Origin of the sequence: Micromonospora sp. NBC_00860 (assembly GCF_045207375.1) — a bacterium.
Taxonomy (GTDB): domain Bacteria; phylum Actinomycetota; class Actinomycetes; order Mycobacteriales; family Micromonosporaceae; genus Micromonospora; species Micromonospora vinacea.
In genome coordinates this window covers 1,875,450-1,888,429 of the sequence record NZ_CP108825.1, presented here as the reverse complement: position 1 = coordinate 1,888,429, position 12,980 = coordinate 1,875,450, and the positions used below count along the sequence as shown (strand labels likewise).

10 protein-coding genes are annotated in these 12,980 nt (G+C 73.4%); 4 read left to right on the top strand and 6 right to left on the bottom strand.

The window, feature by feature from the left end:
- Positions 1-50: 50 nt before the first annotated feature.
- From OH804_RS08550 to OH804_RS08535, 4 genes are all read left to right on the top strand, one after another.
- Entirely contained in the window at positions 51-1,934 is a 1,884-nt protein-coding gene (locus OH804_RS08550; protein WP_406064100.1) for a Xaa-Pro dipeptidyl-peptidase, read from the top strand.
- A 1,079-nt stretch (positions 1,935-3,013) separates the two neighbouring features.
- Positions 3,014-3,673: a C39 family peptidase gene (locus tag OH804_RS08545; protein WP_406062710.1), complete on the top strand. Its 660-nt coding sequence runs from the start codon at positions 3,014-3,016 to the stop codon at positions 3,671-3,673.
- A gap of 236 nt (positions 3,674-3,909) precedes the next feature.
- A complete protein-coding gene (locus OH804_RS08540) occupies positions 3,910-4,824 on the top strand; it encodes a DUF1996 domain-containing protein (protein WP_196923629.1) in 915 nt (304 codons plus the stop codon).
- A gap of 70 nt (positions 4,825-4,894) precedes the next feature.
- Positions 4,895-5,488 carry a DUF305 domain-containing protein gene (locus tag OH804_RS08535; protein ID WP_406064098.1) on the top strand — a complete coding sequence of 198 codons (594 nt, stop codon included), beginning with the start codon at positions 4,895-4,897 and terminating at the stop codon, positions 5,486-5,488.
- Positions 5,489-5,556: 68 nt separating this feature from the next.
- Here OH804_RS08535 and OH804_RS08530 read toward each other — a convergent pair whose 3' ends face one another.
- From OH804_RS08530 to OH804_RS08505, 6 genes are read right to left on the bottom strand one after another with little or no spacing between them, the layout of a single operon-like run.
- Positions 5,557-6,378: a CoA ester lyase gene (locus OH804_RS08530; protein WP_196923631.1), complete on the bottom strand. Its 822-nt coding sequence runs from the start codon at positions 6,376-6,378 to the stop codon at positions 5,557-5,559.
- Positions 6,378-7,565, bottom strand: coding sequence for a CaiB/BaiF CoA transferase family protein (locus tag OH804_RS08525; RefSeq protein WP_406064095.1), 1,188 nt, complete (start codon positions 7,563-7,565; stop codon positions 6,378-6,380). Before OH804_RS08525 ends, OH804_RS08530 begins: the two co-directional genes overlap by 1 nt.
- Positions 7,562-9,511 (bottom strand): SUMF1/EgtB/PvdO family nonheme iron enzyme, encoded by a 1,950-nt coding sequence (locus OH804_RS08520; RefSeq protein WP_406064093.1) that lies wholly within the window; start codon positions 9,509-9,511, stop codon positions 7,562-7,564. Before OH804_RS08520 ends, OH804_RS08525 begins: the two co-directional genes overlap by 4 nt.
- Positions 9,508-10,446, bottom strand: coding sequence for a ribokinase (locus OH804_RS08515; protein ID WP_406064091.1), 939 nt, complete (start codon positions 10,444-10,446; stop codon positions 9,508-9,510). The genes OH804_RS08520 and OH804_RS08515 overlap by 4 nt, the downstream gene beginning before the upstream one ends.
- Positions 10,443-11,810, bottom strand: coding sequence for an ADP-ribosylglycohydrolase family protein (locus OH804_RS08510; RefSeq protein ID WP_406064089.1), 1,368 nt, complete (start codon positions 11,808-11,810; stop codon positions 10,443-10,445). Before OH804_RS08510 ends, OH804_RS08515 begins: the two co-directional genes overlap by 4 nt.
- Entirely contained in the window at positions 11,807-12,976 is a 1,170-nt protein-coding gene (locus OH804_RS08505; RefSeq protein WP_406064087.1) for an ADP-ribosylglycohydrolase family protein, read from the bottom strand. The genes OH804_RS08510 and OH804_RS08505 overlap by 4 nt, the downstream gene beginning before the upstream one ends.
- Between the last annotated feature and the right edge of the window lie 4 nt (positions 12,977-12,980).

Here is a 12,980-nt window from a genome sequence, read left to right as displayed (position 1 = left end):
GATTGGCCCCTGCCGACCCCGGCAACCAGCCCAACCGAAGGGAGACGCGCGTGCGTCGACCCCGTCATCTGGCACTCCTGACCGTCGGCGTGTCCGGCGCTCTGGTCCTCAGCGCAGCCCCACCAGCGGCTGCGGCTCCGCCCACGCCCACCACGCCCACCGGCATCGTGGTCAGCGACGGCATGACCCAACCGGTGTTCTCGCTCGCCGACGCGATCGAGGAGCGGGTGTTCGTCCAGACCCCTGTGGACACCGACCACGACGGTCGACCCGACCGGGTGGCGATCGACATCTCCCGCCCCCGGGAGACCGCCACGCAGGGCTTCAAGGTGCCGGTCATCTTCGAGCACAGCCCGTACCGCAAGGGCACCTGGGGTGACGTGCCGTACCCGAGCGTGCTGGTCGACGACCTGCCGCAGAACGGCCTGACCGACCGCAACGGGCGACGCGCCCTCGACGCCGGCGCACAGCGGGCCCAGGCCAAGGCCAACCTGCCCGGCTCGCTGGACGACTACTACGTGCCCCGCGGGTACGCGGTGGTGCTCGGCCAGAGCGTCGGCACCGGCGACTCCGACGGCTGCCCGACCAGCGGGGACCAGGCCGAGACGCTCGGCACCAAGGCGGTCATCGACTGGCTCAACGGCCGGGCGAAGGGGTACGACGCGAACGGCGCCCCGGTCACCGCCGGCTGGACCACCGGCGCGGTCGGCATGACCGGTGTCTCCTACAACGGGACGCTGCCCAACCAGGTGGCCACCACTGGCGTCAAGGGGCTCAAGACCATCGTGCCGGTCTCCGCGATCAGCAGCTGGTACGACTATTACCGGGCCAACGGTCTGGTGGTCGCGCCCGGGACGTACCAGGGTGAGGACCTCGACATCCTGGCCCAGTACACCGCCGGGCAGGCCCGCGCCGAAGGGCCCTGCGCCGACGAACTCGCGGAGATCACCGCCAAGCAGGACCGGGTCACCGGCGACTACTCGACGTTCTGGCAGGATCGCGACTACCTCGACGCCCGCGACGTCAAGGCCAGCGTCTTCGTCGTGCACGGCCTCAACGACTGGAACGTCAAGACCGAGCACTTCGCCGGCTGGTGGGACCAGCTCGCCAAGCGCGACGTCCCCCGCAAGATCTGGCTGCACCAGGGCGGCCACGGTGGCCCGGGCAGCAGCGCGTCGGTGACACTGCCCAGCGGGCAGACGTGGACCTACAAGCAGACCGAGAACCGCTGGTTCGACTTCTGGCTGTGGAACGTGCGCAACGGCATCATGGACGAGCCGACGGCGGTGCTCCAGCGCGAGGACCGCGCCTACACCACGTACGCCAACTGGCCCGACCCGGCCGCACGGGAGGTTGGGTTGCGGTTCGCCGCCACCGACGCCACCGCCCCGGGCGCACTCACCACGGGCAAGCCGCCGAAGGCCAAGATCGAGCAGAGCTTCGTCGACGAGGGCCGCACCATCCACCCGGACACCCTGGTGTCCAACCCGGACACCGCGAGCGCCAACCGACTCGCCTACCGCTCCCCCGAGCTGACGCAGAGCGTGCGCATCTCCGGGCGTCCGGAGATGCGGCTGCGGATGGCGATCGACAACAAGCCTGACGCGAACCTCACCGCGTACCTGGTCGACTACGGCCCGGCCGGGTCGACCGCCGCCCCGACCGTGGTGACGCGAGGCTGGATGGACCCGCAGAACCGCAAGAGCGCCGCACGCACCGAGCCGGTCAAGCAGGGCAAGCTGTACGACTACCGCTGGACCATGGAGCCGAAGGACTACGTCTTCCCGGCGGGGCACCGGATCGGTGTGGTCGTCTTCTCCAGCGACCAGGAGTACACACTGCTGCCGTTGGGCGGCACCGAGTTGCGGGTCGCGCCGAACGACAGTGAGCTGCGGCTGCCGGTGGTCGGCGGGCGGAGCGTCCTCGGGTTCTGATTCGTCCCCGCACTCCCGGGTGGGGCAGTCCGACACGTTCGGGCTGCCCCACCCGCACGTCGGGACCACCCCGCCGCTGTGGCACCACGCGTGTGCCACATACGGCGGCGTTGTCGACGCGCTGTCCTTGACGTCGAGGGATGTCGCGGGCACCCGCGCCCCGCGCCCCGCGCCCCGCGCCCCGCGCCCCGCGCCCCGCGCCCCGCGCCAAGATCTCCGCAACTTCCCCGATGTTGCTGCCTCCGACACGCGGGAGACAGCAACATCCCCGATATTGCGCGGATCTTGACGACGCACACCGCCCCGAGCGTGCTCGATCCTGGATGTAGTGGCCTCGCGGCGTCGGGAGCCACCTGTTTCCCGGATCGAGCACGATCATGAGGGTCGCGAGGTTCCGCACGGTGCGTTGCTCCCTGGCCGGCCAGTCCGCACGACGCTCTGCCGCTGGGTCGCCCCGAGCCAGACCGCGATTGACCCGTGGCCGGGCCGATCTGAGCGGCGCCCCGCCCCAAGTCGGGCCGGGGCGCGCACTGACCTCAGATCGGGCCAATTCGCCCGACGCTTTGCCCCGGCCCCCTGCCTCGGCCCCGTCTAGGCGCGCGAACGGCGCGAACCCGCTTGATCCACTCGGCTTTCATGATGTCGGGGTATCCCCGGCACCCGGACGCCACGATTTCCGTGAACCCGTGTCGATCAGGTCACCCTGGCCGCCATGTCCGTTTCGCCGGCTGGGCGCCTTGTCCGGTTTAACCCCGACTGTCGGGTGGTCGGGGCCACCCCGACGGTGGAATCGGCGGCGGGCCGGGGTCGTTATACCTGGCATGCCACCGCGACCATCGGGTCGTGGGGCGGGGCAGCCGCCGGGAACACCTGGCAGGCCGCCCCGGTTACATCCCCCGCACGGCCGAGCACCACAACGGCCAACCCCCTGCGGGAATGACCCGCTACCGCGAACGGTTACACCCTGTCCCGACGCCGACCCCCCTTCTCGCGGGTCGCCGGGCAACAAGACTTTCCCGCACGGCACGCACCCCCCGAACTGTCGTGCGGGCACCCCCGATGCAGAGGAGCACGCCATCATGCGTACCGATCTGATCCGTAAGACCGCCCTGACCGCCGCCGGCCTCGCGTTCACCGGTGGCGCCATCGCCGGACCGGTGACCGCCGCGTACGCCGCGTCGGATGCCAAGCCGGCCACCCAGACCCAGACCGACCGCAAGCCCGCCGGTGAGCGTCAGCTCGGTGTGCGCTACGAGGCGCAGCCGAACTTCTACTACTGCGGCCCGGCCGCCACGCGTAACGCCCTGAGCGTGCAGGGCAAGGAGATCAGCGTGGACGCCATGGCCAAGGAGATGGGCACCACCGAGGCCGGCACCAACTCCATCAACGACATCACCCCCGTGCTGAACAAGGAGACCGGTAAGAACGACGCCTACCACAGCGTGGAGATCTCCAGCCCTGACGCTGACGGTAAGCAGACCGACCGGCTGCGCGCCGACATCGTCAAGACCGTGGACGACGGCCGGGCCGTGGTCGCCAACATCGCCGGCACCAGCGTCGACACCGACGGCGGCGTGCACTCCTTCGAGGGCGGGCACTACATCAGCGTCGTCGGCTACCGCGACGGCGGGAACGTGGTGAAGATCGCCGACTCCGCCGATGCGAACACCGCCTCCTACGAGGTCACCGTCGAGCACCTCGCCGACTGGATCGCCACCCGCGGCTACGCCACCAGCTGACCCGCACCACACGAAACGAAAGGGCCGGACCCCACCACGGGGTCCGGCCCTTCGTCGTCTTTCCACCATCTGCGGCACGTATTGACAATTGTCGACTTCAACGTGAGGCTGAGGGGCAGTGAGAGCGCTCTCTCGCACCGGCCCAACCGGCCACCACCAGTCTGGCCAGGACACACTCCGCTGCCTTCGGCGGCGGCGCCGGAGTTGCCCCTGACCCGTCCCCGACAGGAGTCACGATGGACAGGGCCGCACCCCTCTCCGGCATCCCCCGCCGACTGCGCCTCGCCACGGCGATCGGCGCCCTGCTGGTGCTACTCGGCACGTACCTGGTGTCCACCACCAACCGGGCCGACGCCGCCCCCGGCCAAGCCGGCGCCGACTACGGCGTCAACGCCATCCGGGTCGCCGAGTTCCCCGCCGACTGCACCTACAGCCACCGGCTGCCCGACGACCCGATCGTCTTCCCCGGGCTGCCCGGGGCGTCGCACATGCACAGCTTCTTCGGCAGCACGGTGACGAACGCCAGGACCACCCTCCCGGACCTGGTCAACTCGCCAACCACCTGCAACCCGCGGGTGGACGTCTCGTCGTACTGGGTGCCGACCCTGTACCGGGACAACGTCGCGGTGGAGCCGGCGATCGCCACGTTCTACTACCTGGGCGAGGGCGTACGCGCCGACGTCGTCGCGAACACCCAGCCGTTCCCGCTGGGGCTGCGGCTCGTCGCCGGCAACGCGAAGGCCACGGGGCCGAACGACAGCATCGCCCGCTGGTCCTGCCTGCACGCCGGGCACGTGCCGCCGTCGAAGGACTTCGTCAACTGCCCGTCGGGCACCATGCTGGAGTCGTACCTGGACTTCCCGCAGTGCTGGAACGGCCGTGACCTCGACTCGCCGGACCACAAGAGCCACCTGGCGTACCCGGTGAACCAGGCCTGCCCGAGCACCCACCCGGTGCACGTGCCGAAGCTGCGGCAGGTGCTGCGGTACCCGGTCACCGGTGACCCGTCGCGGTTCCGGCTGGCCTCCGGGCCGGGCTACACGATGCACGGCGACTTCTTCAACGCCTGGCCGGTGGCGGAGTTGGCCCGCCGGGTCCAGGACTGCATCCGTCCCGTCATCAAGTGCGGTCACGACGGCCGACCGATCTGAGCCGACAGGCTCACACCACGGCGGCGGGTCCGGTTCCCCGGGCCCGCTGCCCTGGGCGGAAGGAGGTCGGATGCGCCAGTCGATGGCGTCCACAGTGCTCATCGCCGTGCTGCTCGTCGGCGGCTGTGGCATCGGGCCACAAGACGCGGCCAGCACCGCCACACCACCCGTGACCGCGCCACCGGCGACGACCGCGCCAACCCCCACGGGTACGGCGTTCAACCCCACCGACATCGCCTGGCTGCAACTGACGGTGGCGATGACCGAACGCCTGCTGCCCGTCCTCGATCTGGTGCCGGCGCGGACCACCGACCCAGCCTGGCGGCGGACAGCCGCCCAGGTCGCGACCACCCGGCGCGCCGAACTGGACCGCGCCCGCCGGCTACTGGCCGACGCCGCCGCGCCGACGACGAACCCGCACGAGGGGCACGACATGCCGGGCATGGTCACCGCGCAGGAGATGACAGCGCTGCGGGCGGCCAACGGGCAGCCGTTTCACCGCCTGCTCGCCGGGCACCTGCGGGCGCATCTCGCGCAGTCGGTCCGGGTCGCCACCTCGGAGCAGCAGAGCGGGATCCAGCCGGCCACCGTCGCGCTGGCTGCGGCTGTGGTCCGGTCCGGCACCGCCGACCTCGCACGACTCGATCACCTGGACCCCGCGTAGCCGCGAGCGGTGACGCTCTCGTCGAGCAGCGCGGCCAGTTCGACCGGACGGGACACCGCCGGCGGGGCTCAGGCGGCGTAGCGGGCGGCGAGGTCGACGACGCGTCGGGCGGCGGCCACCATCGCCCGGTCGGCGAACCGGCCGTCGGGCAGGACAACGGTTCCCGAGTCGCGCTGGTGCGCGTCCGCCACGGCCGCCAGCAGCTCCGCAGCGCGGGCCACCTCCCGCTCGGCCGGCCGGAACGCGTCGACGATCACCGGAAGCTGGCGCGGGTGGATCGCCGTTCGGCCGAGGAAGCCGAGCCGTCGGCCCGCCGCGCAGGAGGCGGCCAGACCGGCGAGGTCGACCACGTCGGCGTACACCGACATGGCCGGCGGGGCCAGACCGGCCGCGCGGGCCGCGACCACCACCCGGCCGCGCGCCCAGAGCAGCCCGTCGTCGTCGCTCACCCCCAGATCCGAGCGCAGGTCGGCCTCACCGAGCCCGATCGAGGCCACCGCCGGGTGCGCAGCGGCGATCGGGTACGCGGCCTCCAGCCCGACCGCCGACTCGATCAGCGGGTGCACTGGCACATCGACCCGCTCGGCGAGGGCCGCCAGCGTCGCGGCCGACTCGACCTTCGGCAGCCGCAGCCCGCCCAACCCGGGCCGGCCGGCCAGCGCCGCCAGATCGGCGTCGAGGTCCGGGCCGGTCAGCTCGTTGACCCGCACCTGCACCGGCAGCGGGTGCGCCTCGGCGAGGAACTCGGCGACCGCGTCCCGGGCGTACGCCTTGCGCCCGGCGACCACAGCGTCCTCCAGGTCGAGGATGACCGCGTCCGCGCCCGAGGCGACCGCCTTGGCGAACCGGTCCGGGCGGTCACCGGGCACGTAGAGCCAGCTCAACAGCATCAGAGCACCCCCCGCTCGCGCAGCGCGGCCAACTCCTCGGCGCTCAGGCCGAGCGCGCCGAAGACCGCGTCGGTGTCCTGGCCGTGCCGCCGGCCGGCGTGCCGGATCTCGCCGGGCGTCTCGGCGAGGCGGAACGGCACGTTCTGCATCCGTACCTCGCCCAACTCCTCGTCCGGCACGGTGCGCACGGTGCCCAGCGCCGCGTACTGCGGGTCAGCGAGGATGTCGCGCACGTCGTAGACGGGCGCGACCGCGGCCTGTGCCTCCTCGAACGCGGCCACCACGTCGTCGCGGTCCCGTTGCGCCACCCAGGCGCTCACCGCCGCGTCCAACTCGTCGGCGTGGGCGGCCCGGCCGCTGCCGGTGGCGAACCACGGCTCGTCGACCAGCTCGGGGCGGCCGACGAGCCGCAGCACCCGCTCGGCGATGCTCTGCGCGCTGGTGGAGACCGCCACCCAGCGCCCGTCGGCACACCGGTAGGTGTTGCGTGGGGCGTTGTTGTTGGACCGGTTGCCCAGCCGGGGCTGGACGTAGCCGAGCTGGTCGTACCAGGTGATCTGCGGCCCGAGCATCGCCATGATCGGCTCGATGATGGCGAGGTCGACCACCTGCCCGGTGCCGGTGACGTCGCGGGCCCGCAGGGCGAGCATCACCGCGTACGCGGCGGCGAGCGCGCTCACCGAGTCGGCCAGTCCGAACGGGGGCAGCGTGGGCGGCCCGTCCGGCTCACCGGTGGCCGCCGCGAACCCGCTCATCGCCTCGGCGAGGGTGCCGAAGCCGGGCCGGCGGGCGTACGGGCCGACCTGCCCGAACCCGCTGATCCGGGTGATCACCAGCCGGGGGTTGACCGCGTGCAGCTCGGCGGGGCCGAGCCCCCACCGCTCCAGGGTTCCGGGGCGGAAGTTCTCCACCAGCACGTCCGCGTCGGCGAGCAGCCGGCGCAGCAACGCCGCGCCGTCCGGGTCGGAAAGGTTGAGGGTGACGGTGCGCTTGTTGCGGCCGAGCACCTTCCACCAGAGACCGACGCCGTCACGGGCCGGGCCGTGGCCGCGCGACGGGTCCGGCTTGGCCGGGTGCTCCACCTTGATCACGTCGGCGCCGAAGTCACCGAGGAACGCCGCCGCGAGCGGCCCGGCGAAGAGGGTGGCCAGGTCGACGACCTTCACCCCGTCCAGTGGCGCGCTCACCGGGCCACCTCCGGCAGGTCGGCCGCGCAACGGAAACCGACCTGTTCGGAGCGGGCGAGACCGGCGCCGGTGAGCAGCAGCTTCACCGAGACGTCCGCCGGTTGCGGGCCACCGTCGAGGTACCAGTCGGAGCCCTCCGCCCGGTACTGGGCGCCGCCCTTGAGGATGGCGAACCGGGTACGACCGTCGGAGTGCTCGCTCTCGGTCAGGTTCCACACCAGCGGTTCCCGCCGTACGAGCAGCCCCGCCTCGGCGGCGACCTGCCACTCGTCCTCGGTGGGCAGCCGCAGCCCGGCCCACGCCGCGTACGCCCGCGCATCGGCCAACTCGACCCCGGTCACCGGGGCGTCGGCCGGACCGGAGCCGGCAGTGAACCGCTCCGGGCGCACCGGAACGTAGCCGCTGGCGCGCAGAAACTCGGCGTACTCGCCGTGGGTGACCTCGTGCACGGCGATGGCGAACCGGCCCAGCCGCACACTGCGCCGCAGCGTGCCGGGGTGGTGCAGCCGGGGCGGCAGCGGTTTCCACTCGTCGACGTAGGGCGCCTCGCCGTACAGCCCGGTCTCCCGCACCCGGTGCCGGACGACCAGGTCGTGCCGGCCGCCCTCGACGGCAACCAGGCCCGGCGGCACCTGCGGTCGGGGTGCCCACGGCGTGCGGACGCGCACCGCGGCGCGGGCCGGGAAGGACGGGTCGCCGGTCGGCGGCTCGTGCCGGTGCGTGGCGGCGACACCACGCGTCACTGCCGCGATCGCGCCGGCTGGGAGCGGGCCGCCCACCGCCAGTCGACCGTCGGCGTTCTCGGTGACTGTCAGCTCGGCACCGGTGACCAGGTCGACGAAGTGTCGGCCGGCGCTCGGGTCGGTGACCAGCCACGGGCCGTCGTGGTCCGCGCCCCGGTTCACCACCGTCCACAGCGGTTCGTCGTCGTGCGTCCAGCGGGACGCGTACACCTGGCCGTCGCCGGGATGGTCGGCGAGCGGCACCCAGTCCTCGGCGCGCAACCACGCCGCGTGGCTGGCCTGCACCCGGCGCATGGCCCGCAGCACCGCGCGGTCCCGGTCGTTCCAGCCGACCCAGACGCCGAAGACACTCTCCCAGACCAGCACGCCGACGCCGTTGAGCCAGGCGGAGTGCAGCTCGTCGAGGTGGTCGCGGTGCCAGCGCCGGGTGTGGTGCAGCACGTGCCGTCGCTCGAACCACTTTGCCCGCAGCACGCCGGGCACCTCGGAGTCGGCGAACCACTGCGCCCAGGACATCGCGTGGTCGGCGATGCGGGCCAACGGAACTCGGCTCTCGCCCTCCAGGACCAGGCCGGGGCGCACCGCGTCCAGCGCGGCGCGCAGCTCCCCGGCGCCCTCCTTGAGGGTGTCCAGGAAGACCCCGTCGACGCCCAGCTTGCCGGCCAGCGTGGCGACCTCCTCGGCGTCGCTGCCCGGCTCGCGCCGGGTGCCGGTGTCCCACGGGTTGTAGTCGACGAAGACCCGCACCCCCCGCTGCTGGAACGCGCGCACCACCTCGGGCAGCTCCGGCACGTCCCGGTACCAGTCGAACTGGTTGCGGTCGTCGAGGCCGATCACCGGGTACGCGTGCCAGAGCACCACCCCGTCGAAGCCGCCGAAGTCCCGCCCGGCCGCGTCGAGGAACGCGTCGACGGTGAAGACGCCGCGCTCGTGGTCGTAGAGCGTCTCGTCCCAGAGCCAGGCCAGGCAGACGCTGAAGCAGTCACCGGCGATCTCGTCGTAGTGTTCGCCGACGTAGCCGATCCGGTCCCGGGCGTCGACGCGCCACCGGGCGATCTGCTCCCGCCAGGCCGGCCAGTCGGCCCTGTCGGTCGGGGCGGCGAAGATCTTCGCCTCGTCCAGGGTGCTCAGGTCGGCGTGCCCGCCCAACGGCACCTCGGTCGGCCGGTCGATGGGGCGCGGGACGTACGGGTTGAAGCTCACTGTGCACCTCGGTAGGTCGCGTCGTAGAGGGCGTCGATGGCCGGCCGGTCGGGCAGGGCGGTGGACGCTCCGGGCCGCTGGGCGCAGGCCGCGCCGGCGGCGCAGGCCCAGCGCAGGCTGGCCGCGACGGTGTCCTCGCCTCTGGCGCCGCCGCGTTCGGCCCAGCCCACGGCGAGCGCGCCGGTGAACGCGTCACCGGCGGCGGTGGTGTCCACGGCGTCGATCTGCGGCGCCGGGACCGCGAGACGCAGGCCGCGCCGATCGGCGTACGCGGCGCCGCGCGCGCCGAGGGTGAGCACCACCCGGGGAACGAGCTTCAGCAGGGCGTCGAGCAGCACCGGGGGGTCGTCGGAGGCGACCTCGGCGACGACCGCCGCCTCGTGCTCGTTGACCACCAGGACGTCGACCAGGTCGAGCAGTTCGGTGGGGAGAGCGGCGGCTGGCGCGGCGTTCAGCACCACAGTGGTGCCGTCGGCCCGAGCCCACTGCGCGGCCTGGATCACGGCGGCCAGCGGCACCTCCAGTTGCAGCAGCAGCACGTCCGCCGCCGCGATGGTCGCCCGGTCGTCCCCGTCCAGCTCGGTCAGCGTGCCGTTGGCGCCGGGCGCGACCACGATGAAGTTCTCCGCGTCCCGGTCGACGGCGATCAACGCGACGCCGGAGGGGCCGGCGACGGTCCGCAGCCCCCGGACGTCCACGCCGGCGTCGACGAGGCTCGTCCGCATGCGGGTACCGAACTCGTCGTCGCCGACCGCGCCCACGAAGTCGCAGGCCGCGCCGGCCCGGGCGGCGGCGACGGCCTGGTTGGCGCCCTTGCCGCCGGGCACGGTCCGGAAGTTCTCGCCGAGCACCGTCTCACCGGGGCGAGGCAACCGCGACGCCGTGACCACCAGGTCCAGGTTGCTGCTGCCCACCACTGCCACGCGCGCGCTCATGCCGCGCTCCCTTCCGTGCTGCTCCCCGGCTGCGCCAGGGCGAGGGTCCGCTCGGCCAGCTCGTCGAAGCCGATCCCGTCGAAGCCGGCGATGCTGCTGGCCAACCGGTTGCGCAGCGGGGCGACCCAGCGCTCCGGCAGCCCGGACGCGCCGGTGAGTGCTCCGGTCACCGCGCCGACAGTCGCGCCGGTCGAGTCGGTGTCCCAGCCGCCGCTGACCACCGCGGTGATGGACCGTTCCAGGTCCCCCCGCCCGTACGCCAATGCAGCGGCGACCAGCGCCGCGTTGTTGCGGACGTGCACCCAGTGCAGGTGGCCGTGCCGGGCGTACAGCTCGTCGACCACGCGCTCCCAGTCGTCGGTCCCCGCGCCGAGGGCGCGTGCCTCCCGGACCGTGGCGGCGAACCGGCTGCCCGCCGGCAGCACCGCCTCGGCGGCGTCCAGCACCTCGTCCACCGTGTCGGCCACCGGCGCGGCGGCGGACAGCGCCGCCGCCCAGAGCGCACCGTGCACCCCACCCCGGACGTGGCTGACCGCCGCGTCCCGCACCGCCAGCTCGGCGGCGCGGTCCGGCCGGCCGGGGTTGACCCAGCCGTACACGTCGGTGCGGATCTGCGCGCCGATCCACTCCCGGAACGGGTTGTGCCGGCGCGCGCTCTGCGGCGGCGCGTACCCGAGGAGCAGGTTGCGGTAGGCCACCCGCTCGGCGGTGAAGACCCGCCCGCCGGGCAGCCAGTCCAGCCACGCCTGCGCCACGTCGGCGCTCGTGAAGTCCCGACCGCGCGTCTCCAGCACCCGCAGTGCCAGCAACGCGTAGTTCAGGTCGTCGTCCTCGGGCATGCCGTCGATGTTCTCGGCGAGGCTGGTCGGCGCGCTGCGCCGGTTCCACGGCCAGCGGGCGGCGACGTCGGCCGGGAGTCCCTTCGCGGTGAACCAGTCGCGCAGTGGCCACCTGTCGGTCGCGGTGAGGATCTCCCGGATGCCCTCGCGGGGAATCTTCTCCACCGGCTTGCCGAGCAGGCACCCGACCGCCCGGCCGAGCCACCCGCCGTGCAGCCGGTCGTACGCCGTCTCGGTCGGCATCGACCAGGTGGCCGGCCATCCGGCGCGCAGCCTGGCCAGGTCGTCGGCCTCGTCGGCGGTGTCGACGGCGGGCACCGCGTCGGCGGCGTCCAGCAGCTCCGTCGCGAGGGCCCGCAGCTCGGGCGACGCCGGGGTGGCCGACGCCCCGCTGACCGGCGGAGTCAGGTCCCCGCCGGCCGCCGTCCACCGCGCGGCGAGCGCGGCGACGTCGCGCCCCTCGTCCCGGCTGGCCGCCAGCTCGTGCGGCAGCAGGTCCTCTGGCTGAACCCAGGTGATCCTCACCGGGTCTCGCCTCCAGCCTCCCGGGTGGCACCGGCGGCCAGCCCGGCGAAACGCTCCGCCCGGCGGGCGAACCGGGCCTGGTCGCGCTCGAAGACCTCGCCGGCCACCGCGGCGAGCACCCGGGCCGGCTCCACCAGGTCGGTCTTGGAGGCGGTGGCGACCACCTCGGACCACTCCGCCGGCACCGAGTCGGCGCCACCGAGCGCACCGGCGATGGCGGCGGCCATGGTGGCGGTGGAGTCGGCGTCCCGGCCGTAGTTGACCGAGCCGAGCACCGCGGCCCGGAAGTCGCCGCCGGCCACCACGAGCATGCCGAGAGCCACCGGCAGCTCCTCGATGGCGTGCAGGCGACTGGGCCGCCGCGCGCCGAGGCCGGGGCTGCGGTACTCCTCCCCCACCGTGTCATAGGGGGCGACCGCGGCCCGCAGCGCCGGGATCGCCTGCTTCCAGTCGTGGTGGCCGCGGGCCTCCTTGACCACCGCGTCGATGGCCGCGCGGGTGCCGTCGCGGGCCAGGTCCAGCGCCGCCGCGACGACGTCCTCGACGCCCGCTCCGGGGGTCGCGGCCGCCGCTACCGAGGCCGCGAACACGGCGGCGGCCTCCCGCCCGTAGCTGTGCTGATGTGCGCCGGCGATCTCCACCGCCTCGGCGTACGCCCCGGCCGGGTCGCCAGCGTTGACGATGCCGACCGGGGCCATGTACATGGCCGCGCCACAGTTGACGATGTTGCCGACCCCGGCCTCGCGCGGGTCCGCGTGGGCGTGGTGCAGTCGGGTGACCAACCACCGCTCGGCGGCCGCGAGCCGGTGGAAGGTCACCCCGTCGCGCTCCAGGTCGGGGATGTACACCACCCGCTCGATCAGGTCGGGCACCAGCAGTTCCACCACGTCGTAGGCGTCGAGGTGGTCCCGTTTGGCCGCGTACGCGCGGACCAGGGCGTGGGTCATCAACGTGTCGTCGGTGATGTGCCCATCGCCCTTGTGGTACGGCGCGAGCGGCCGCGCGGTGGCCCAGTCGGCGTGGTACGGGGGCACGATGCCCTCGACCCAGCCGCCGAAGCGGGCGCGGATCTGCTCGGGCAGCGCCGTCTCGGTGGCGCCGCCCAGGGCGTCTCCGACAGCGGCGCCGACCAGGCAACCGACCGATGTGTCGAGCAAGAGTGACATGTCG